This is a genomic window from Gordonia rhizosphera NBRC 16068, assembly GCF_000298195.1.
Lineage (GTDB): Bacteria > Actinomycetota > Actinomycetes > Mycobacteriales > Mycobacteriaceae > Gordonia > Gordonia rhizosphera.
The window spans coordinates 17,836-39,391 of sequence record NZ_BAHC01000046.1; the positions used below are offsets into that span (position 1 = coordinate 17,836).

General features: G+C 67.4%; 24 protein-coding genes. 10 read left to right on the forward strand and 14 right to left on the reverse strand.

Annotated elements, in window-relative coordinates; all coding sequences use genetic code 11:
* Window positions 1-39 precede the first annotated feature (39 nt).
* Window positions 40-591 carry an RNA polymerase sigma factor gene (locus tag GORHZ_RS03975; protein ID WP_006330559.1) on the forward strand — a complete coding sequence of 184 codons (552 nt, stop codon included), beginning with the start codon at window positions 40-42 and terminating at the stop codon, window positions 589-591.
* A complete protein-coding gene (locus GORHZ_RS03980) occupies window positions 588-1,919 on the forward strand; it encodes a VOC family protein (RefSeq protein ID WP_006330561.1) in 1,332 nt (443 codons plus the stop codon). The genes GORHZ_RS03975 and GORHZ_RS03980 overlap by 4 nt, the downstream gene beginning before the upstream one ends.
* Here the strand turns inward: GORHZ_RS03980 and GORHZ_RS03985 are convergent.
* On the reverse strand, window positions 1,916-2,362 hold the full coding sequence (locus GORHZ_RS03985) for a winged helix-turn-helix transcriptional regulator (protein WP_006330563.1): 447 nt from the start codon (window positions 2,360-2,362) through the stop codon (window positions 1,916-1,918). The two genes, GORHZ_RS03980 and GORHZ_RS03985, sit on opposite strands and share 4 nt — an antisense overlap.
* A gap of 129 nt (window positions 2,363-2,491) precedes the next feature.
* Here GORHZ_RS03985 and GORHZ_RS03990 point away from each other — a divergent pair, with 129 nt between their 5' ends.
* Complete coding sequence (locus GORHZ_RS03990) at window positions 2,492-3,355, forward strand: NmrA family NAD(P)-binding protein (protein ID WP_006330565.1); 864 nt, start codon at window positions 2,492-2,494, stop codon at window positions 3,353-3,355.
* A 15-nt stretch (window positions 3,356-3,370) separates the two neighbouring features.
* Here GORHZ_RS03990 and GORHZ_RS03995 read toward each other — a convergent pair whose 3' ends face one another.
* Window positions 3,371-3,850: an anthrone oxygenase family protein gene (locus GORHZ_RS03995; protein WP_006330566.1), complete on the reverse strand. Its 480-nt coding sequence runs from the start codon at window positions 3,848-3,850 to the stop codon at window positions 3,371-3,373.
* On the reverse strand, window positions 3,847-4,722 hold the full coding sequence (locus tag GORHZ_RS04000; protein ID WP_006330568.1) for a Rossmann-fold NAD(P)-binding domain-containing protein: 876 nt from the start codon (window positions 4,720-4,722) through the stop codon (window positions 3,847-3,849). The genes GORHZ_RS03995 and GORHZ_RS04000 overlap by 4 nt, the downstream gene beginning before the upstream one ends.
* 91 nt (window positions 4,723-4,813) lie before the next feature.
* On the opposite strand from GORHZ_RS04000, the gene GORHZ_RS04005 reads away from it, so the two are divergent.
* From GORHZ_RS04005 to GORHZ_RS04015, 3 genes are all read left to right on the forward strand, one after another.
* Complete coding sequence (locus GORHZ_RS04005; RefSeq protein ID WP_006330570.1) at window positions 4,814-5,755, forward strand: helix-turn-helix transcriptional regulator; 942 nt, start codon at window positions 4,814-4,816, stop codon at window positions 5,753-5,755.
* Window positions 5,756-5,940: 185 nt separating this feature from the next.
* Window positions 5,941-6,261 (forward strand): YlcI/YnfO family protein, encoded by a 321-nt coding sequence (locus GORHZ_RS04010; protein ID WP_006330572.1) that lies wholly within the window; start codon window positions 5,941-5,943, stop codon window positions 6,259-6,261.
* Between the two features lie 102 nt (window positions 6,262-6,363).
* Window positions 6,364-7,677: a hypothetical protein gene (locus GORHZ_RS04015; RefSeq protein WP_006330583.1), complete on the forward strand. Its 1,314-nt coding sequence runs from the start codon at window positions 6,364-6,366 to the stop codon at window positions 7,675-7,677.
* Window positions 7,678-7,702: 25 nt separating this feature from the next.
* Here GORHZ_RS04015 and GORHZ_RS04020 read toward each other — a convergent pair whose 3' ends face one another.
* From GORHZ_RS04020 to GORHZ_RS04040, 5 genes are all read right to left on the reverse strand, one after another.
* Window positions 7,703-8,962: a M18 family aminopeptidase gene (locus tag GORHZ_RS04020; RefSeq protein WP_040530165.1), complete on the reverse strand. Its 1,260-nt coding sequence runs from the start codon at window positions 8,960-8,962 to the stop codon at window positions 7,703-7,705.
* 11 nt (window positions 8,963-8,973) lie between these two features.
* A complete protein-coding gene (locus GORHZ_RS04025; RefSeq protein WP_006330585.1) occupies window positions 8,974-9,663 on the reverse strand; it encodes a hypothetical protein in 690 nt (229 codons plus the stop codon).
* Complete coding sequence (purQ, locus tag GORHZ_RS04030; RefSeq protein WP_006330586.1) at window positions 9,663-10,343, reverse strand: phosphoribosylformylglycinamidine synthase subunit PurQ; 681 nt, start codon at window positions 10,341-10,343, stop codon at window positions 9,663-9,665. Before purQ ends, GORHZ_RS04025 begins: the two co-directional genes overlap by 1 nt.
* 9 nt (window positions 10,344-10,352) lie before the next feature.
* Window positions 10,353-10,592 (reverse strand): phosphoribosylformylglycinamidine synthase subunit PurS, encoded by a 240-nt coding sequence (purS, locus tag GORHZ_RS04035; RefSeq protein ID WP_006330587.1) that lies wholly within the window; start codon window positions 10,590-10,592, stop codon window positions 10,353-10,355.
* Window positions 10,593-10,955: 363 nt separating this feature from the next.
* Window positions 10,956-11,438 (reverse strand): glutathione peroxidase, encoded by a 483-nt coding sequence (locus GORHZ_RS04040; protein WP_006330588.1) that lies wholly within the window; start codon window positions 11,436-11,438, stop codon window positions 10,956-10,958.
* A gap of 142 nt (window positions 11,439-11,580) precedes the next feature.
* Here GORHZ_RS04040 and GORHZ_RS04045 point away from each other — a divergent pair, with 142 nt between their 5' ends.
* Together GORHZ_RS04045 and GORHZ_RS04050 are read left to right on the forward strand one after the other, a co-directional pair.
* On the forward strand, window positions 11,581-12,141 hold the full coding sequence (locus GORHZ_RS04045) for a MarR family winged helix-turn-helix transcriptional regulator (protein WP_006330589.1): 561 nt from the start codon (window positions 11,581-11,583) through the stop codon (window positions 12,139-12,141).
* On the forward strand, window positions 12,138-13,691 hold the full coding sequence (locus tag GORHZ_RS04050; RefSeq protein ID WP_040530103.1) for a DHA2 family efflux MFS transporter permease subunit: 1,554 nt from the start codon (window positions 12,138-12,140) through the stop codon (window positions 13,689-13,691). The genes GORHZ_RS04045 and GORHZ_RS04050 overlap by 4 nt, the downstream gene beginning before the upstream one ends.
* A gap of 316 nt (window positions 13,692-14,007) precedes the next feature.
* Here the strand turns inward: GORHZ_RS04050 and GORHZ_RS04055 are convergent, their stop codons facing one another.
* Together GORHZ_RS04055 and GORHZ_RS04060 are read right to left on the reverse strand one after the other, a co-directional pair.
* Entirely contained in the window at window positions 14,008-16,152 is a 2,145-nt protein-coding gene (locus GORHZ_RS04055) for a S9 family peptidase (RefSeq protein ID WP_006330591.1), read from the reverse strand.
* Window positions 16,153-16,158: 6 nt separating this feature from the next.
* The gene (locus GORHZ_RS04060; RefSeq protein ID WP_006330599.1) at window positions 16,159-17,049 is read right to left on the reverse strand and encodes a phosphoribosylaminoimidazolesuccinocarboxamide synthase; all 891 of its coding nucleotides are present in this window, start codon (window positions 17,047-17,049) and stop codon (window positions 16,159-16,161) included.
* A gap of 35 nt (window positions 17,050-17,084) precedes the next feature.
* Here GORHZ_RS04060 and GORHZ_RS04065 point away from each other — a divergent pair, with 35 nt between their 5' ends.
* The gene (locus tag GORHZ_RS04065) at window positions 17,085-17,375 is read left to right on the forward strand and encodes an Rdx family protein (RefSeq protein WP_006330600.1); all 291 of its coding nucleotides are present in this window, start codon (window positions 17,085-17,087) and stop codon (window positions 17,373-17,375) included.
* Window positions 17,376-17,464: 89 nt separating this feature from the next.
* Here GORHZ_RS04065 and purB read toward each other — a convergent pair whose 3' ends face one another.
* The 3 genes from purB to GORHZ_RS04080 all read right to left on the reverse strand — a co-directional run bounded on the left by purB (window position 17,465) and on the right by GORHZ_RS04080 (window position 20,007).
* A complete protein-coding gene (gene purB, locus GORHZ_RS04070) occupies window positions 17,465-18,892 on the reverse strand; it encodes an adenylosuccinate lyase (RefSeq protein ID WP_006330601.1) in 1,428 nt (475 codons plus the stop codon).
* A 63-nt stretch (window positions 18,893-18,955) separates the two neighbouring features.
* Complete coding sequence (locus GORHZ_RS04075; protein ID WP_245551343.1) at window positions 18,956-19,375, reverse strand: hypothetical protein; 420 nt, start codon at window positions 19,373-19,375, stop codon at window positions 18,956-18,958.
* Window positions 19,376-19,410: 35 nt separating this feature from the next.
* On the reverse strand, window positions 19,411-20,007 hold the full coding sequence (locus GORHZ_RS04080; protein ID WP_006330603.1) for a TetR/AcrR family transcriptional regulator: 597 nt from the start codon (window positions 20,005-20,007) through the stop codon (window positions 19,411-19,413).
* Window positions 20,008-20,147: 140 nt separating this feature from the next.
* Here GORHZ_RS04080 and GORHZ_RS04085 point away from each other — a divergent pair, with 140 nt between their 5' ends.
* Entirely contained in the window at window positions 20,148-20,618 is a 471-nt protein-coding gene (locus GORHZ_RS04085) for a nucleoside deaminase (RefSeq protein ID WP_006330604.1), read from the forward strand.
* 23 nt (window positions 20,619-20,641) lie between these two features.
* Here GORHZ_RS04085 and GORHZ_RS04090 read toward each other — a convergent pair whose 3' ends face one another.
* Window positions 20,642-21,547, reverse strand: a complete 906-nt coding sequence (locus tag GORHZ_RS04090; protein ID WP_006330605.1) for an SDR family oxidoreductase — start codon at window positions 21,545-21,547, stop codon at window positions 20,642-20,644.
* Between the last annotated feature and the right edge of the window lie 9 nt (window positions 21,548-21,556).

Consider the following 21,556-nt stretch of genomic DNA (forward strand, 5'->3'; position numbering starts at 1 on the left):
GGGCGTCGGAAAATCGCGGCCGGGAACGACGATGAGTATGTGAGCGGCGAACAGCAGGGTCCGTCCGAGGGCGGAGCACCGGCGCTGCTGGCGGTGTACGACGATGCGCTGCCGGCGGTGTACGGATATCTGTTGCGCCGATGTTCGGACCGGCGGGTCGCCGAAGACCTCACGTCCGAGACCTTTCTCGCCGCAATGGACACGGTGCGCCGCGACATCGACGCCCGACCCAGCACCGGGTGGTTGATCGGAGTGGCCCGGCACAAACTGGCCGACCACTGGCGCGCGAGGCAACGCACACCCGAACCGGTCGAGGACGTCCCGGAGACGGCCCAGGACGACTGGGACGCACACCTAGACCGGATGCTCGCGCACTACACGCTGGCCCGCATGTCACCGATCCATCGCGCGGTGCTGACGCTCCGCTACGTCGATGACCTGCCCGTCGGCGACTGTGCCGCGCACCTCGACCGCACCGTCGGCGCCACCGAGGCGCTGCTCACCCGGGCCAAGCGGGCCTTCCGCGCGGCCTACCCGGACCCCGAACCGCGGTCCGACCTACCCACCACCGGGAGAGGAGGTCACGCATGAGCGAGCACAACACCACCGATCGCGGCCGCGCCACGCCGCCCGATCCGTTCGTCGTCCTGCGGGCCGCCGACACCCCGGGGTGGTCCGACCCCGTGGCCCCCGACGACGAGTTCGCCCGCGCCCTGCGGGACCGGCTCGAGCGCGGTGCCACCCTGCCTCGAGGAGTTGTCATGAGCACCACCACCATCGACACGCCCAGCGCCCCCGCCGCCCCGACGGTCGAACGACCGGGCGCCCTCCCCTATCTCACCATCGCCGACGCCCGCGCAGCCATCGACTGGTACGCCGCGCATCTCAGCGCACGCCTGCGCGGCGAACCGATCGTGATGGATGACGGGCGCATCGGCCATGCCGAACTCGAGATCGGGGGTGGTGCCATATATCTCGCCGACGAGTTCGCCGACATGGGGCTTTCGGCTCCGGCTCCCGGTGCGGTGTCGGTGAGTCTGATGCTGCCCGTCGACGACACCGACGCGGCGCTGGCGACGGCCCGGCGCGGCGGCGCGATCGTGCAGCGCGAACCCTATGAGGCCCACGGCACCCGGGGAGCCACCATCGTCGACCCATTCGGCCATCGCTGGATGCTGACCGGGCCGTCGAAGGCCCATGCTGCTGCCCCGGAACACACCCGGCCGGGCGACATCGTCTACGTTTCGTTGCAGACTCCCGACGTCGCTCGCGCGGCCCGCTTCTACCGGGCGGTACTCGGCTGGGAGTACGACCCGGCGACGCGGCAGGTCACCAACCTCGGACACCGCCTGGGCATCTCCGACGCAGGCGGCTTCGGCGCGCCGGGTACGCTCTACTGCGTCTTCGCGGTCGACGATTTCGACGCGGCACGGGCGGCGATCCTCGCCGCAGGAGGGCAGGCCGGCGAGGTCACCGAGGCCGGTGACGGCGTCCCGGTCCTCGACGCGGTCGACGATCAGGGCGTCGCCTTCTCCGTCCACGTCCCCGCACCCGGTGAAGCACGCCCCGACCAGCACCCGCGGGGTGTCGGCGAGATGTCGTACCTGACCGTGCACACTCCCTCGAGTGCCCGGTTCCGCGATTTCTACGGCGCCGCGCTCGGCTGGACGTTTCACGGCGGGCGCATCGACGACGGATGGGAGGTCGACGAGGTTCACCCGCAGGTCGGAATCGCCGGCGGTGCCGACCGGTCGGTGACCATCCCGATGTGGAATGTCGCCGACATGGATGCGGCGGTCGACCGTGTGCGCGCCGCGGGAGGTCGGGTGATCGATGAGCCGTCGCGCGCGCCGTATGGGATCACCGCGCGGTGCGCCGACGACCAGGGCGCCGAGTTCTATCTGGGGCAGCTGTTCTAGAGCTTTCGCGTGTCCCCGGTGCGCGTGTCCCCTTCGTGTGTGTCGTCGTAAGTGCCCCGAGACGCCTTGACCTCGGGAACATGGCCTTCGACGAACTCGATCAACCCGGCCAGCCGGGTGGCGACCTCGGCACCCAAATCGGTGAGTGAGTACTCCACACGAGGCGGGATCGCCTGGAGCACGGTGCGATTGACGAATCCGTCGCGCTCCAGAGCCTGCAGCGTCACCGACAGCATCCGCTCGCTCACCCCGTCCACCCGACGACGCAGCGCATTGAACCGCATGTCGCCCTCGCTCAGCGCGACCAGGGCGAGCAGCCCCCACCGACTGGTGACGTTCTGCAGGATGTCGCGCGACTGACATCCGCGCGCGAAGACGTCGGCTTCCAGCGACGGATCCTGTTCGTCGCTTCGGGAGGTCGGCGTGGGCTGCGCGGTGGACATGCCGACATTCTACGCAACCCATTCGTCATGTGGTTACTGTCACCATTGCACCATACGAATAGTAAGTGCATGATGTGTTGGAAGCACTCGATGGAAGCACTTGAGTGCCACAGGGACGAGGAGATACCCATGACCACTTACGCAGTAACCGGAGCAACCGGCGGATTCGGCAGCGCCGCCGTCACCGCCCTCATCTCCCGCGGCGTAACGCCGGCCGACATCGTCGCCGTCGTCCGCAACGCGGAGAAGGCCGCGGCACTTCGCGCGGCGGGTGTGCAGGTGCGCGTCGCGGATTACCGCCACGCGTCGGCGTTCGAGCAGGCCCTCGCCGGGGTCGACAGGCTGCTGCTGGTCTCGGGTAACGAGTTCGGGCAGCGCCTGTCCCAGCACACCAATGTCGTCGAGGCCGCGCAGAAGGCGGGGGTCGGCCTGATCGCCTACACCAGCATTCTGCGCGCGGACAATTCGCCACTCGCGCTGGCCACCGAGCACATCGCGACCGAGAAGGTGCTGGCCGATAGCGGAATCCCGGTCATTCTGTTGCGCAATGGCTGGTACTCGGAGAATTACCTGCGGTCGGCCCCGGCGGCGATCGAGGGCGGCGTGCTTTACGGCAGCGCCCGCGACGGAGCGGTGGCGCCCGCGGCCCGTGCCGACTACGCCGACGCCGCCGCTGCCGCCCTGATCTCCGGACGAGGCGGTGAGGTATTCGAACTGGTTGGATCGCAACATCTTTCCTACGCCGACATCGCCGCCGCCTTCGCCGAGGTCAGTGGCAAGGCGGTGCGCTACCAGGATCTTCCCGAGTCGGACTACGCAGCCGCACTCACCCGGGCCGGCATCCCGGCGGCCTTTGCCGGAGTCCTCGCGGACTCCGATGCGGGAGTCGCGGCCGGCGCTCTGGACTCCGATTCGTCCGACCTCGTCGATCTGCTCGGACGCCCGGCGACCACGTTCGCCGAGGTGATCGGCGCGGGCCTCGCCGGCGCCTGACACCCTGTTCGGTTGTCAGGACCGGGTCTGCAGCAATCCCACGATCGGCACGACAAACCCGGTCGACGCCGCAACCGCCCGAATGATGTTCCAGCGCACCCACGGTCGGACGAACTCCGCCCAGGCCGTGGGTGCGTCGGCGTCCGATACCGCGCCCGCCGCGTTGAGCCGGTTGTTGAGCGGGACGTTGATCACCACGGTGATGAGCACGGCGGACACCACGAGCACGGCCGCCGCGACGAGCCACCACCGCAGCGGATCGTCCCACCAGATCACTGCGGCCACGACCCCGAACACCACCGAGCCGAAGAAGATGAACGCGAAGAGCGGATTGAGGATTGCGACGTTGATCCGCTGCATCGCACTCACCGCGGTTGCTGCACCCGCCCGTTGCAGGCCGGGTATCACCGAGTACGCGAAGGCCGCCAGCAGCCCCGCGGTCAGACCGGAGGTCGTGACCGCGAGGACCAGAATCGTGTCTCGAAGGATATTCACAGCGAGACCGCTTCTTGAGCGATGGATTCCGCGAACTCGGTGAAGTCAGTCGGTTGACGGCGCAGCACCCGGGCGATGTCGTCGGACACCCGTGAATTACGGCCGTCGAACAGGATCTCGAAGAGCGCGAGCAGCAGATCGGTCTCCTGCTCGGGAACACCGAACTGTGCCAGCAGGTTCCGATAGGCATCCGAATCGACGCGGGTGAAGGTGACCTGCCCACCGCGGGTCCGTCCGATCTCCTCGGCGACATCGGCGAAGGTGAGCAGCCGCGGACCCGTCAACTCGTAGGTCTGCTGCGCGTGCCGGCTCGTCCCGTCGGCCGTCTGGTCGAGCAACGCCGCCACCGCGACCTCGGCGATGTCGTCGGCGTCCACGAACGGTTCTCCGACCGGGGGAACAGGCAGGGTGAGTGAGCCGGCGGCGATCTCGGGCGCGAATCCGCCTTCGGAGAAGTTCTGGTTGAACCAGGCGCACGACAGCACCGTCGAGTCGATGTCACTGGCGTGGACGAGGTCGGCGGCCGCCTCCGCCTCGGGCTCGCCTCGCCCGGCCAGCAGGACGAGACGGGCGACCCCGGCGCGTTCCGCCAGGCGTACGAACTCGGCGATATCGTCGGTGGCGCCAGGAACGATGAGGTCGGGCTGGTAGGAGATGTACACCGGCCCGGCACCGTCGAGCGCGGGCGCCCAGGTCGATCGGTCGGTCCAGTCGAAGGTCGTCGTACTCGATCGGCTCGCCCGCCGGACGGGATGCCCACGGCCGGCGAGGAGGTCGGCCACCCGTCGTCCGGTCTTGCCGGTGGCCCCGACGACGAGGACGGGTGGGGTGGGCGTGTGTTCGGTGTGCGTGCGTGCTGTGTTCTCGGTCATGACTTGAGTTCACACCACACGATCGAGACGATCCATGGGTGAATGACTCAGATTCATACGCGATCGTCTCAGCCCGTCTAGACTGGCCGGCATGGATGCTCTCGGCAGCCTGCTCAACGGACCCCGTGCCCAGACACCGATGATGCTGCGGATGGTGATGACCTCGCCGTGGTCGGTGCGGATCGAGGACACCGCGCCGCTCACCGTCGTCGCCGTCACGCGGGGCACCTCCACGCTGCGCTACGACGACGGCACCCGACACCGCGTCGACCCCGGTGACGTGGCCTTGATCCGGGGCACCCACCCGTACACGATCGCCGACGATCCCGACCACGAGTGGGTGGCTCGCATAGACGCACACGGCGACTGTTACGACCCCACCGGAACGCACAGTGTCGCCGAGGACATGTGCTTCGGCGTCCGGTCGTGGGGCAACTGCGCGGAGGAACGAGATGCCGACGCCATCATGCTCATCGGCACGTATTCGAGCGGCGAGGTGAGCCAGCGTCTGCTCGACGCGCTCGACCGCTTCACGGTGGTGCCGATGCACGATCACCCGCTGGTGTCGCTGATGGACACCGAGATCGTGCGGGACTCGCCCGCCCAGGAGGCCGTACTGAATCGACTCCTGGATCTGCTGCTGATCACCGGACTGCGCCAGTCGATGGAGTCCGGGCAGGTGCGAGCCGCACAGTGGTACCGCGCCCACTCCGACCCCGTTGTCGGACAGGCACTCCGACTCCTGCACAACGGCATCGACCGGCCGTGGACGGTTGGTTCGCTCGCGGCCGCGGCAGGCGTGTCACGGGCGGTGATGGCCCGCCGGTTCACCGATCTCGTCGGCGAACCGCCGATGACCTACCTCGCCAACTGGCGACTCTCGGTGGCCGCCGACCTCCTCACCGACCGCGGCCAGTCGTTGGCCGTCATCGCCCATCGCGTCGGCTACAGCAGCCCGTTCGCGTTCAGCGCGGCGTTCAAACGCCATCGCGGGATCAGCCCGGCCGCCTTCCGGGCTCAGACCACCGCCTAAGGCGTGGCGGGCGACCGCATGATTCTGTGAAGAACCTCCTGCATCAGGTCCACAACACGTGCCGCTCGTAATGCATTGCATTACACTTTGCGTGTGTTCGAGCGCGTCGACTGGTCTCATGAAGCCGCACACATGGGAAGCGCACATGGCATCACGGGCCGTCGACGAACGGGAAGGAGACGGTGATGAGCAAGAGGATCGAGGACCTGATCGCCGCTGAAGCAATGGCAGCCGAGGAAGGCGAGGCCGCGAGTGATCTTGGTGCCCCACTGCCTTCCCGCGTGAAGGTCACGCGCGGTCACCCGCGCTCGAGGAATCTTCAAGTCCGCTTTCGCGACGACGAGTTCGATGAGCTGACTGCCTACGCCGAGCAACGCGGTCTCCCGGTCTCGACGGTGGTCCGGTCACTGGTGCTCCAGGCGATCGCTCCTGCCGACGATCTGAAGTCCGCGCTGGACAAGTTGGAGACCGATCTCGCCGCTATTCGCCGCAAGGCGCTGAGCTGACCGGAGGTCCGGCCAACGCCATCGCGGGATCAGCCCGGCCGCGTTCCGAGCCCAGACCACCGCCGACGGCGCGGCGGGCGACCGCATGATTCACTGAAGGCCATGTCCGCCCGCTCAACGATCGCCGGCGCCTTTCGGCGTGTGCCCTTCGGCATCGGCACGGTCGTGATGATCCTGATCGCCGCGATGGTCGCGACCGTCGGTGTGGTCCTGGCGATCGGCACCCCGGGCGAGGAACAGAACGACTACAGCGCCGGACGGCTGCGTGGTTACGGCGACGAACCCGCCGTCGCGTGGACGCAGTCCAGCGACACTCTGCCCGGGTACCGCGCCGACGGCGGCGTCGAGGTTGCCGACACCTGGCGCGACCGGTGGCTGCTCGCCTACCCCTCCGGTCTGGGCCGCGCATTCCTCCTCGTGACCAAGGCAACCGGCGAACCCGTCTGGGACCAACCCGTCATCGTCGGACTGGGCGACTGCGCCCTGAACGACATCGGAGAGGTCGGCTGCGCGGTCAAGCTGGGTGGCGTGCCCGACGGCTTCTATCTCGTCGACGACTCCGGAACCCCCTCCTCACCAACAGATCTGCACGACACCAAACAGGTCATCGGAGTCGGCGAAAACTACCTGCGCATCGATCAGGCCGGCTACGGCGTCACCATGCGTGAACCGTCGGGTCGCGACCTCTGGTCGCGCACCTTCGCCACGTCGGCAAAGGCCGTCACGTTCCCCGATGGTGTGGTGGTGATCGAAACCTCGGACGGTGGGCGGTTCGTGATCGACCCGGCCACCGGCGCCGACCGGCTCGCCTGCCAACAATGCGCACTAACCGGATTCGACACCGGTATCACTGTGCAGCACAACGATTTCGGCCACGAGAGGGTGGCCACCTTCGCGGTGACCGATGGCATCTTGCGTACCCCGCCGGTCGCGGTCTCCGACAGTCTGCGGGTCGTCGAGGGGCCATCGACGCTACCCGTGCTGACCGGAACCGGGCCCGGCCAGGTGCAGGCCACCCAGGGACACTACGAGATCCGCGACCCGGCCCGGCCTGAGGCGCTGTGGCAGATCACCGACCCGGAACTGTCGAAGGCGAACACCAAACCGTGCGGCACCGCGGTGGCTTTCGCGCTGAAGGACCGGTCGAGGGCCATCTTCGACCTCGCCGGCGGCGAACGCCTCGGAGGGATGGCGCCGCCGGCCCTCGACGACCCCGACGCCAATATCGATCACCTGTCGTGCGTCGGGTCGTCGGGCACCACCCTGGTGTTCGCCGACCCCAACCAGATCACCGCCTTCGACAGCACCGACGGGACCATCGCGTGGACGCGCTCGGTGATCGGGACCGCCGAATCCGTCGACGGCTACATCGTCCTGCACGAGGGCACGTCGATCACGGTGCTGCGGCCGAACTGATCGGACCCGGTCGGCCCTCCGCGGGTCAGTTTCCGCTCAGAAACGCCTGCAGTGCAGCCGAATACATCGCCACATCGGCCGCACCCATCAACTCCCGGGCGCTGTGCATCGCCAACTGGGGTGCCCCGACGTCGATGGTGACCAGTCCGGTGCGGGCCGCGGTGATCGGGCCGATCGTCGACCCGCACGGCAGGTCGGCGCGGTGGGTGTACCGCTGCATCGGGACGCCCGCGGTGTCGCAGGCGAGCGCGAAGATCGCCTCGCCCACGGCATCCGATGCGTACCGCAGATTCTGGTTCACCTTGAGCACCGGCCCGCCGTTGATGGCGATGCGGTGGGACGGTTCGTGACGTTCGGGATAGTTGGGATGGGTTGCGTGCGCCATGTCCCCGGACACACACACGCTCGCCGCCATCGCCTGCAGGTAGTCCGCGCGAGAACCGCCACGCGCCAGCACGATCCGTTCGACGATGGTGGCGAGGAAGTCCGACGCGGCGCCACGCTCGGAGCCGCTGCCGACCTCCTCGTGGTCGAACAGCGCCAGCACCCGCGTGTGCAGCGACGGCGCGCCGTCGAGCAGAGCGCGCAGTCCCGCGTAGCAGGTGCCCTGGTTGTCGAGGCGTGGCGCGCTGAGCAAGTCGCCGCCGGCACCGATGAGACGACACGGCGTGACATCGTGGGTCATCAGTTCCCAACCCAACAGCGACGCGGGATCGATCCCGGCATAGGAGGCCACCCAATCGAGCACATCGGTGCCGTCGGGGTCCAGCGACCAGATCCCGTCGAGGTGGCGTTGCGGATCCGGGGAGACGCCCTTGCGATCGTCGGACAGGTGGATCGCCAACTGCGGCACCCGGATCACCGGCTCGGTGACGTGCACGAGCACATGGGAGACCGCCGATCCGGAGCGGTAGGCCAGCCGCCCCGACAGGCCGAGGTCGCGGTCGAGCCAGGAGTTCAGCCACGCTCCACCGTAGGGTTCGAGCGCGACCATGCCGACCCCGGCCGAGGTCCGGTCCGGGCGCTGCTTGAGGCGCAGGTTCGGGCTGTCGGTGTGGCCGCCGACGATCCGGAAGGCGTTGCCGTCACCGGCATCCCAGGCGATGATCGAGCCGCCGCGGATCACGTAGTTGCGACCCGTCGCGCGTGGCCATTCCTGGTCTTCGCGCAGTCGGGTGTAGCCGGCCGCCTCCAGTTCCCCTGCGACGGTGGCACACACATGGAACGGCGACGGCGATGCGTCGATGAGGCCGCCGAGCCCGGCCGCCGTGGCGCTGGTCGTCATCGAACCGCGTTTCACCTCGAACCTCCTCGTGACCCCATATCTCTCAGGGCCGTCACCACGGGCACTCGGTAGCCGGCCACCGCGGCCATCGCCGCGACGACCGACATCATCAAGACGAGTTGGCCGAGGAAGCCGATCCACAGCACGGCAAAAGCGGCGGCCCCCGTGATCAGCATGATGATGGCACCGAGGAACAGCCACGGGAACCCGGCGTAACGAAATGCCGCCATTCCCAGGACGATCAGAGCCAGGACGGTGATGACCGCAGGCACCGGAGGGCCAGACGCCGCATCGTCGACGTAGCGCAATGCGTCCCCGGTTTTCTCGGGTACGAGTTCGGCCCGTGAGGCTCCGACGACTCCGATCAGGATCAGCATCGCGACCAGCGCATATCCGCCGAGCGTGATGTTGCGGCCACTGGCCTGTTCGACCCCGAGCCGCCGTACCAGATATCCGGCGACAAGTACCAACAACGGTGGCACGATCGCGGCGATCCACAGGCGCGGCACGTTGAGCGCGCGCAGTACGTCCCCGAAGCCGACGAATCGGCCGACGGCGACGATGATGGCGTCGTAGGCAAGAGCGAGGAGCATTCCCGCGACCACCGGCGCGATGGGTCCGACCTTCGGCCACAGCCGCAGCGCCACCCCGCACAGGGCGAGCATGGCGACCCCGACCAGGGCGCAGATCAGCGAGGTCATCAGGCCGAGGCCAGCACGGAGTCTATGACGGAGTAGAAGAGGCCGAGACCGTCGTCACTGGGTCCGGTCAGCGCCTCGGTGGCATGTTCGGGATGGGGCATGAGGCCGACGATGCGGCCGTCGGGGCTGGAGATGCCCGCGATATCGAGCGCGGAGCCGTTCGGGTTGCCGCCGGCGTAGGTGAACACTATGTGCCCCTCGCCCTCGAGTTCTTCGAGTTTGCGCTGTGGCGCGACGAATCGGCCCTCACCGGACTTGAGCGGGATGAGGATCTCGGCGCCGCGCTCGAAGCGGCTGGTCCACGTGGTGGTGTTGGACTCGACCTTGAGCCATTCGTCCCGGCAGATGAAGTGCAGACCCTCGTTGCGGGTGAGTGCGCCCGGTAGTAGGCCTGCCTCGCAGAGGACCTGGAAACCGTTGCAGATCCCGAGGACCGGCATTCCCTTGCCGGCGGCTTCGACGACCGACCCCATCACCGGGGCGAATCGCGCGATCGCGCCGGCGCGCAGGTAGTCGCCGTAAGAGAAGCCGCCGGGCACGATCACCGCGTCGACACCCTTGAGGTCGGCGTCGCCGTGCCACAGTTCCACCGCCTCGGCGCCCGCGAGCCGGGCCGCACGCACCGCGTCGACGTCGTCGAGGGTGCCGGGAAAGGTGATGACGCCGATCCGCGCAGTCATGACCCGCCCTCAGTCCGCGATGCGCGAGACGTTGTAGTTCTCGATCACCGTGTTGGTGAGGAGTTCCTCGGCGATGCGCTCGAGCGCGACGTCGTCGACCGAGTCGTCGACCTCGAGTTCAAAGCGCTTGCCCTGCCGGACATCGGCGATGCCGGAGAATCCCAGCCGACCCAACGCACCGACGATCGCCTGCCCCTGCGGGTCGAGGATCTCGGCCTTCGGCATCACATCGACCACCACTCGCGCCATGGGCTGCTGCTCCGTTCTCGCTGGTGCGTTTTCCGCGATCAGCTTACCGGGTGACCGGTGCCGGTATACGCCTCGGACCGGCAGGTGTTCGGCACAAGACGATCCACCGCCGCCGCGCCGCCCCCGCCCCCGGCGTCGACCGTGCGCAGTTCATCGTCGATCGTGCGCACTCACGCGCGTCGACCGTGCACGTCCCATCGTCGAGCGTGCGCACGGGAGCACGGTCGACGATGAGGTGCGCACGATCAACGTGAGGTGCGCACGGTCGACGAACGAGTGCGAATGATCGACGAACGAGTGCGAACGATCGACGATGGGTGTGGACGCTCGACGCGTGGGTGACGGCGACGGGTGTCCGCTGCGTCAGAGGACCGCTTCGATCGCGCCGATGACCTCGGGGGCGGTCGGTTCGGTACGCGGGCGGAAGCGGTTGACGACGTTGCCGTTGGCGTCGACGAGGAACTTCTCGAAGTTCCACTGGACCTCGCCGGCCTCGCCGTCGGCGTCGGTCGCCTTGGCGAGTTCGGTGTAGAGCGGATGCTGACCGTCGCCCTTGACGTCGGCCTTCTCCAGCAGCGGGAAGCTGACGCCGTAGGAGGTCGAGCAGAAGGTTGCGATCTCCTCGGCGGTACCGGGCTCCTGGCCCATGAACTGGTTACAGGGCATGCCGACCACGGTGAGGCCGCGGTCACGGTAGTTCTTCGCGATCTCCTCGAGTCCGGTGTACTGAGGGGTCAGGCCGCATTTGCTGGCCACGTTGACCACCAGCAACGGGCCACCGAAGGCAGCGAGGTCGAGGTCGGTGCCGTCGAGGGCCTTGACGGGGATGGCTTTCACATTGCTCACGACTCCGACGCTAGCTCAGCGGTGCTGCCGGCTGCGAGGCTTCCCCGGCGGTATGACGCCCATCACAAACCTTTGCCGGCTATCGCCGACCTCACCGATAGTTGCGCTAGAGAAATAGTTGCATTCGCGTTAGTTTCTTTGCATGCCCGAGCCCACGCCGTCGCTCGGCGACCCAACCGACGTAACCGTGGGGTCCGTCGAGGCCACCTGCGGGACGTTGCTCGACTTCCTCGACCGGCTCGCCTGCCTGGGTAAGACTCACACGATGGACACGCTCGCGGCGTCCGAACTGACCTTCTCGCAGCTGCGCGTGATGTTCGCACTCGGCGCGCACGGGAACGGCGCCGAATGCATGTCGGTCAACGAGATCGCCGAGCACGTGAACCTCTCACTGGCGGCGACCGGACGGACCGTCGACAAGCTCGTCGTCGCCGGTCTCGCCGATCGTCGTGAGGACACCGCGGACCGCCGGGTCAAACGGGTCTCCCTCACCGATGAGGGCCGCCGGATGGTGGATTCGCATCTGAGCATCAAGCAGGAAATCGTCCGTGCCTTCGTCGCCGGCCTGCCCGACAACCTGCGCGCGGACCTCTGCAGCGCTCTGAACCCGATCATCGACGCCGACGTCGACTACTTCGTCGGGGTCATCGACCCGACCCCGACCTCTTCTCGTCCGGACATCGAACAGAAAGTCGATTCATGAGTTCTTCGTCAATGCCGGCGCATGCGCATGCCGGGCCGCCGGACACCAAACTCGATCGGCACGTGCTGATCGTCGCGGGCGTGGTCGTGCTGGGCGCGATCATGTCGATCCTCGACGTCACCGTGGTGTCGGTCGCGCAGAACACCTTCCAGCAGGAGTTCAACACCGACGCCGCGGGTGCGGCGTGGACCATGACCGGCTACACGCTCGCGCTGGCCGCTGTCATCCCGCTGTCGAGCTGGGCGGCTGCCCGTTTCGGCACCAAAAAGGTCTATCTCACCTCGCTGGTGTTGTTCTCAATCGGTTCGGCACTGTGCGCGCTGGCCACGAGCATCGGCATGCTGGTGGCGTTCCGCGTGATCCAGGGCCTCGGCGGCGGTCTGTTGATGCCCATCGGCATGATGATCCTGACCAAGGCGGCCGGGCCCGAACGTGTCGGCTCGGTCATGGCCGTGCTGGGCATCCCGATGCTGCTCGGGCCGATCGCCGGCCCGATCCTCGGTGGCCTCCTCATCGAGAAGGCGTCGTGGCACTGGGTGTTCCTGATCAACGTGCCGGTCGGCATCGTCGCCATCATCTACTCGTGGTTCGCCCTGCGCAGCGACGACGAGACCAACCGCTCGTCGATCGACTTCGTCGGCCTGCTCCTGCTCTCCCCCGGTCTCGCCCTGTTCCTCTACGGCGTGTCGTCGAGCAGCGAGGCGGGCACGTTCATCTCGGCCAAGGTGCTGGTCCCGGCCATTATCGGCGCGGTGCTGATCGTCGGGTTCATCGCGCATGCACTACGCAGCAACAACCCGCTGCTGGATCTGCGGCTGTTCCGCAACCGCACGCTGTCGATCGCGGTCGTTTCGATGACGCTGTTCATGATTGCGTTCTTTGGTGCGGCGCTGCTGTTCCCGCAATACTTCATCGGTGTCCGCGGTGAGTCCACCCTGCAGGCCGGCCTGTTGCTGGCACCGCAGGGTATCGGCGCCATGATCACGATGCCGATCGCCGGTCGGATGACCGACAAGATCGGTCCGGGCAAGTTCGTGCTGGCCGGCATCGTGCTGATGTTCTTCGGCATGGGCACGTTCGTGTTCGTCGGTGCGCAGTCCCCGTACTGGCTCTTGTGCGGTGCGCTGTTCGTCCAGGGTCTCGGCATGGGTATGACGATGATGCCGATTATGTCCGCGGCGCTGGCCACCCTGACCAACGCGCAGGTGCCCGACGGCTCGACTCTGATGAACGTCGTCCAGCAGACCGCGTCGTCGATCGGTTCGGCGGTCATCGCGGTCATCCTCGCGACCAACCTGACGCGCGCCCCCGAGAGCATGCTGGCCATCGCATCGAACACCGCACCCGACAGTCTGCCGGCCGAACTGCAGGACACCCCGGTCCCGTCGTCGTTCTTCGACGCTGCGGCGAATGCCTTTGGCTCGACCTTCATCGTCGCCACGGTGCTGATCGCGCTGACGCTGATCCCGGCGTTCTTCTTGCCCCGCAAGAAGATCAACTCGCCGTTGATCGAGGAGGATATGGACCGGGCGCCGATCGTCATGCACTGACGCCCACCGAACCTTCCCGACGCGCCCAGCTCGGCGCGAAACGCGGTTCCCTCGGCGCGAAACGGGTTGCTGTCGGCGGGATCCTGGGTGCCGTCGGCGCGATTCCGGGTGCCGTCGACGCAAAACGAGGTTCCGTCGGCGAGAAACGGGTTGCCGTCGACGAGATTCCTGGTGCCGCCGACGAGAAACCGGGTGCCGTCGGCGCGAAACCGGTTGCCGTCGGCGCGAAACCGGTTGCCGTCGGCGCGAAACGGGTTGCCGTCGGCGCGAAACGGGTTGCTGTCGGCGAGATTTCGGGTGCCGTCGGCGGGCGGAATCAGCGGGTGATGGCGCCGGTCTGCTGGAGAATCCAGGCGATCTCGAAGGCGATTTCCTCCCACTGCTTGTAGCGCCCGCTGACACCGCCGTGGCCGGCGGACATCTCGGTCTTGAGCAGGATGAGGTTGTCCGAGGTGCTCAGTTCCTGTAACCGCGCGACCCATTTCGCCGCCTCGGTGAACAACACCCGGGTGTCGTTGAGCGAGGTCAGAGCGAGAATCGGCGGGTAGGGTTTCGCCGCGACGTTCTCGTACGGCGAGTACGACTTCATGTAGGCGTACACGGTGGGATCGTGCAGCGGATCGCCCCATTCGTCCCATTCGATGACGGTGAGCGGCAACGACGGATCGAGGATCGACGTGAGCGCATCGACGAACGGTACGGAGGCGAGGATGCCGTTGAACAGTTCCGGCGCCAGGTTCGCGACCGCACCCATCAGCAGCCCGCCGGCCGACCCGCCCTCGGCCACCATCTGCCGCGGCGTCGTCCAGCCGGCGGCAACGAGGTGGCGTGCGGCGTCGACAAAGTCGGTGAAGGTGTTCTTCTTCGTGAGCGTCTTGCCGTGCTCATACCAGTACCGGCCCATCTCGCCGCCGCCGCGGATGTGCGCGAGGACGAACACCACGCCGCGGTCGAGGATCGACAGCCGCGAGACCGAGAACGACGGGTCGATACTCGTCTCGTAGGACCCGTACCCGTAGAGGAGCAGTGGCGCGGGCCGGTCGTCGTCGACTCCCTTGCGCCGGACGATGGACAGCGGGATCTGCGTGCCGTCCGCGGCGGTGGCCCACTCGCGGGACTGCACGTAGTCGGCCGGGTCATACCCACCGAGGACGGGCTGACGCTTGAGCAGGGTCCGTTCCCCCGTGGCGACATCGAGTTCGAAGATCTCGGTGGGTTCGACGAAGCTGGTGTAGCCGATCCGCAGCCGCGGCGCGGCCCATTCGGGATTGCTGCCGAGCCCGAACGAGCACAACTCCTGTTCGAAGGTGAGCTCGTGGAAGTCGGCGCGCCCGGGGATCCCGTCGATCGTGCGGAGGTCGGCGATCGCGATCATCGGCAGCGCGGCCCGACGATAGGACAGCACCAGGTAGTCGCGGAAGGCGTCGAGGTCCTCGATCCGCAGGTCCGGGTCATGGGCGATGAGTTCGCGACGTTGCGTCGGGTCGCCGACCGGCGCGATGTCGATGGCGAAGTTCTCCGCCTTGACGCCGTCGCGGACCTCGTTGTGCACGATGACGAAATAGTCGTCGTCGGCGATCACCACGTGCTCGACGCTGTATTCAACACCCTCGACACGTGGTGCGACACTGCGGAATTCACCGGTCGGGTCGTCGGCGGCGAGCACATACGCCTCAGAGGTGATCTTGGAACCGACCCCGATCACCAGGTACTTGTCGCTACGGGTGGACCCCATCCCGACCCAGTAGCGTTCGTCGGGTTCATGGAAGACCTTGACGTCGTCGGTGTCGGAGCCGATGTCGTGGCGCCACACCGTGTCCGGGCGCCACGCCTCATCGACGGTCTGATAGAAGACGTGCGCGGCGTTGGCCGACCACAGCGCGCCGCCGGCGGTGTCGGCGATCTCCTCATCGAGCAGTTCGCCGGTCGCAAGGTTCTTGAACCGCAGTGTGTACCGTTCGTTGCCGATGACATCGGTGCTGTAGGCCAGCCAGTTCCCGTCATCGCTGACGGTCAGGGCGCCGAGACTGAAGAAGTCGTGGCCTTCGGCCTCCACGTTGGCGTCGAGGAGGATCTCCTCACCGGGCAGCGGGGAGTCTGCCCGCACCTGCGGTGGCGTCCAGTCGTCGTCGGAGGCGATCGGGCAACGGCAGCGGATTCCGTACTGCTTGCCCTCCTCGGTGCGGCCGTAATACCAGTACCGTCCGCGCCGACTCGGCACCGACATATCGGTTTCCTGTGTGCGGCTCTTGATCTCGGCGAAGACCTGCTTGCGCAGGCCGTCGAGTTGCCCCGTGTGCGCGTCGGTGAACTTGTTCTGCGCCTCGAGGTAGGTGATCACCTCGGGATCGTCCTTGTCGCGCAACCATTCGTACTCGTCGACGAAGGTGTCCCCGTGGTGGGTGCGTTCGCTGCGCACGCGCTTGGCCACCGGGGCGCTGACGTCGGAACTCACATTCATCTCCTACTACTCGTGATCCGGCCAGTCGGCGAAGGACTTCTGCGAAATCCATTCGTAGGCCTCGATATAGCGTGCGCGGGTCCGGGACACCACGTATTCCGGCAGCGCCGGAGGAGGCGCATCGGCCACCCGGTCCCACCCCGAGTCCGGCCCGGTCAGCCAATTGCGGACGATCTGCTTGTCGAAGCTCGGCTGCACTTCGCCGGGCCGGTAGGTCGCCGCCTCCCAATATCGCGACGAGTCAGGGGTCAGCACCTCGTCGGCGAGGACGAGCTCCCCGTCGTCGCCGAGGCCGAACTCGAACTTGGTGTCGGCCAAAATGATTCCCCGGTCGGCGGCCAGCGATGCACCGCGTCCGTAGATGTCGAGGGTGGCCGTGCGCAGGCGTTCGGCAAGGTCGGTGCCTTCCTGCTCGACAACGCGTTCGAAGCTGATGTTCTCGTCGTGATCCCCTTGGGCGGCTTTTGTCGCCGGCGTGAAGATCGGCTCGGGCAGCCTGCTCGCCTCCACGAGTCCCTCGGGCAGCCGGACCCCGCAGACCGCGCCGGTCGCGCGGTAGTCGATCAGTCCGGAGCCGGTGAGATACCCGCGGGCCACACATTCGACCTGGACCATCGGCAGTCTGCGGACGACCATGGCCCGCCCGACCGCTTCGGCCGGTATACGCTCGTCGGTGGGACCGCCGGCCAGGTGATTGGCCACCCCGAGCACGTCGAACCAGAAGAAACTCATCGCGGTGAGGATGCGGCCCTTGTCCGGGATGGCCGGGGTCAGGATGTGGTCGTACGCAGATATCCGGTCCGAGGCGACCAGCAACAGGGTGTCCGAGTCGATCTCGTAGATCTCACGGACCTTGCCCGACGCCAGGTGGGTGTACGTATCCAGTGCGGGACGCATGGCTTCGACCTTAGAGGTATGACACGCTGCAATGCATGACCGGCCCGCAGATCACGATCACCTACTGCACCCAGTGCAACTGGCTGCTCCGGGCGTCGTGGATGGCGAGCGAGTTGCTGAACACCTTCGGCACCGAGCTGGGCTCGGTGACGCTGGTGCCCGGCACGGGCGGCGTGTTCCACATCGACGTCGACGGCACGCAGGTCTGGGAGCGCAAACGTGACGGCGGATTCCCGGACGCGGTCACCCTGAAACGCCTGATCCGCGACATCGCACTCCCCGACTGGAACCTCGGGCACGCCGACAGCTCAGCGACCTCCGACTGAAGCTGTCCCTCTGACGACCGACCGAGGGGATATCCCCTCGGTCGGCGCCGCTGGAGCCGTTTTCAGCAGCGCCGATCACCGAGGCGCGCTCAGAGGATGGGCGCGGGGCTGTAGGCGGCGGCGTCGGGATACTGGGCGATGAGCTTTTCTGCGGCCGCGACGACGTCGGCGACCTGCTGTTCGGCAGCACCGACGAACGCCTTCTTGTCGGCCAACGCCTCGTCGAGCTGTGCCCGGTCGAGCGGGATGCGGTCGTCGGCGGCCAGACGATCGAGCAGATCGGGTTCGCGTCCCTCCTCGCGCATGGCGAGTGCGACGGCGACCGCGTTCTCCTTGATCGCCTCGTGCGCGGTCTCGCGGCCCACGCCCGCGCGGACCGAGGCCATCAGCACCTTGGTGGTCGCCAGGAACGGCAGATAGCGGTCGAGTTCGTTGGCGATCACCGCCGGGTAGGCGCCGAACTCGGCGAGCACGGTCAGGAACGTCTCCATCAGACCGTCGATGGCGAAGAACGCGTCAGGCAGGGCCACGCGGCGCACCACCGAGCAGAACACGTCACCCTCGTTCCACTGCGCTCCGGCGAGTTCGGCGGCCATCGAGCTGTACCCGCGCAGCACGACCTGCAGCCCGTTGACCCGCTCGCAGCTACGGGTGTTCATCTTGTGCGGCATCGCCGAGCTGCCCACCTGCCCGGGTTGGAAACCCTCGGTGACCAGTTCGTGGCCGGCCATCAGCCGGATGGTGTGGGCCAACGACGACGGGCCGGCACCCAGCTGCACCAGCGACGACACGACATCATGGTCGAGCGAGCGCGGGTACACCTGGCCGACCGAGGTCAGCGACCGCGCGAAGCCGAGGTGATCGGCGACGCGGGCCTCGAGGTCGGCGAGTTTCGCGGCGTCACCGCCGAGCAGGTCCAGCATGTCCTGGGAAGTGCCCATCGGGCCTTTGATGCCGCGCAGCGGATAGCGGTCGATGAGTTCACGCACCCGGGTCAGCGCGATCATCAGCTCGTCGGCGGCACTGGCGAACCGCTTTCCCAGTGTGGTGGCCTGCGCGGCGACGTTGTGGCTGCGCCCGGCCATCACCACCGTGGAGTACTGGGCCGCCCGCTCGACGATGCGCGCCAGCATCGCGACCCCGTGGGCGTGTACGTATTCGAGCGAGCGCAGGATCTGCAGCTGCTCCACGTTCTCGGTGAGGTCGCGGCTGGTCATGCCCTTGTGGACCTGTTCGTGGCCGGCGAGATCGTTGAACTCCTCGATCCGGGCCTTCACGTCGTGGCGGGTGACGCGCTCACGAGCGGCGATGGAGTCGAGGTCGATCTGGTCGACGACCTTCTCGTAGTCCTCGATCGCGGTGGCGGGCACATCGATCCCGAGATCCCGCTGCGCCTTGAGCACCGCGATCCACAGCTGGCGTTCGAGGACGATCTTGTGGCGCGGCGACCAGATCTCGGCGAGGTCGGCGGACGCATACCGGCTGGCCAGGACGTTGGAGATGACAGGCTTGGGCACGAGGACAGTCTAGGACGTGCCTCAGTCGCACCACATCTGCCACCCGACACACACGACCTCAGGTCACACGGCCCAGCATGCCCACGCGGACCCGTGGCCCTGATGGACGGGTACCACGGCGATCGGTCCGGTGACACCGCCCTGCTTCGCATACAACTGTCGACTACCCATCTGACGGGGCACCCAGCGGATGGTCGCGATCGCACCCTCGGCCATCGCCGACCCGATGAGCTGTTCCGGCCCGCCGGCGGCATTCCGCTCCCAGAACGTCACCTGGCCGGAAGCGTTCACCGGCACCGTCAGGTCATACAGACAACCCGTGCCGTAGACCACGGAGGAGAACGGCACTCCCGCGTCGACCTGGCCGACCGGTGCCGCGGCCGCAGTGCCGGCCGGCAACGTCAGGATCGCGGCCGCCCCGACGGTCACCGACACCGACAGCACGAAACGCCGCACACAGCGTTCCACCACGGTTCCCCACATCGTCAACACTCCCCCTTCATTCGACCGTTGATCGATCACCCGTCGCGCGGCGCCAGGACGTCGATGACCTCGTGCAGGGCGTCCCGGGCCGCGGCGTAGGGCGTGCCCTGCCGCATGCCGAGCGCACCGACGACCGCGCCGTCCTCGAGGGCGATCAGCTGTCCGACGTGCACCGGATCGGCCTTGCGAAACGACTTGTGTAACACCTCGGAGTGCATCTCCGAGAGCAGCACCCGCCGATCGATGACGACGTCACGCAGGCGCGGGTGCCGAGCGGCCAACGCGATGGTCTCATAGCGCGCGGCCAGTGTCTGGATCGTGGTGTCGGGCCCGACGAACACCTCGGCGAGCGCATCGGCGGTGGCCGACCCTCCGCGTCGTCGTCGGGGTAGCGCGTCGCGGCGGGCCGCGATGCAGTCCTCGTCGTTGCGGTACACGCAGGCGGCCGCCTCGGCCATCAGATCCTCGAGCGATCCGAAGTAATAGGTCGTCGACGCCAGCGGCAATTGGGCACGCTCGGCGACGGCCCGATGACGCACCGCGTCGAAGCCACCCTCCAGCAACAATGCTCCAGCGGCCTCGATGAGCCGAGACCGCCGGCGCAGTCCCTTCGGGGTCGCCGCCGAAGTCATGGAAACATGCTGCCAGGGGGTTTGCCCGCACGGGTCGATTTGGGAAAAGCCGTGGTGGCACCGCAGGATTCGCCTGAATCGCCACCGGCGAGCCATCTTCTGTGCCGCCATGCGAGGGCCGCGCGTGCGACGATGCGGTCATGGACGACATAGCGCTCCTGCAACGCGCGGTCAAACTCGCCGCGGCCGCCCGGGCCCGTGGCGACCACCCATTCGGCGCGTTGCTCGTCGACGCCGACGGCGGGATCGTGCTGGAGGCACAGAACACCGTGTCCACCGATCGCGATCCGACCGGTCACGCCGAGACCAATCTGGTCCGCCTCGCGGGGCGACGGTTCCGCCCGGACGAACGAGAGTCGATGACTCTGTACACGAGCACGGAGCCCTGCGCGATGTGTGCCGGCGCGATTTACTGGGCGCGGATCTCGACGGTCGTGTTCGCACTGAGCGAGTCAGACCTGTTGTCGATAACCGGCGCCGACCCGGAGAATCCGACCCTCGATCTACCATGTCGGGAGGTGTTCGCGCGTGGTGCGCATCCGACGACGGTGCGCGGGCCTTTCGCCATCCCCGCCGCCCGCGAGGTCCACGTCGGCTTCTGGCGGCCGTGATCTGACCAGATCGAGCGAGGTCGTCACGCGAAGTAGTGGCCCGAGTCGATGTCCTCGATCAGTCCTGGCTGCTGCGGTTTCCAGTCCATCAGTTCGCGGGTGATCGCCGCGGACGTCGGGTTGTCGACCGAGACGAACGAGGCGAGGAATCCGAATGCGGCCTGCGCGTCGTCGGGGCCGACCGAGGTCGCCGGGATGCCGAGTCCCTGACCGATCGCCTCGGCGATCTGTCGGAACTCCACTGCCTCGTCGCCCACCGCGTGCAGTCGGGTTCCCGCGGGCGCCGACTCGAGCGCCAGACGGTACAGATGCGCGGCATCGCGGGTGTGGACGGCGGGCCACCGGTTGGTGCCATCACCGGGGTACCCGGCGAACCCGTTGTCACGGGCGAAGCCGATCAAAGCCGGCACGAACCCCTGGTGGTCGAGGTCACTGTGCACCGACGGTGGCAATCGGAGCACCGAGGACCGGACACCGCGGTCGGCCAAAGCGATGATCGCGTTCTCGGCGTCGATGCGGTAGCCGCCCGCGAAGGCGTCGGATTCGGTACCGGCTCTGCCGGTGATACCCATCGTCGCGAGGAGCAGAGTGCCCGAGGTACCGACCAACGGTTTGCCCGAGCCGGCTAGCGCATCCCCGATGGCCCGGATGGCCGCGAGGTCGGCGGTGGCGGCGGACGCGAGGTCACCCGACTGCATCAGGTCGTGTTTGAACGCCAGATGGATCACGCCGTCCGCGTCTGCAGCTTCGACGGCCAAACCGTCGAGATCGTCGAGATCACCCCGGCGCACCTCGGCACCGAGGTCGGCCACCACCGCGGCCGACGTGCCGGACCGGGCGAGCCCGACGACCTCGTGACCGGCGGCCAGCAGTTCGGGAATGACCGCCGACGCCACATGTCCGGACGCACCCGTTACGAATACCCGCATGAGATTCTC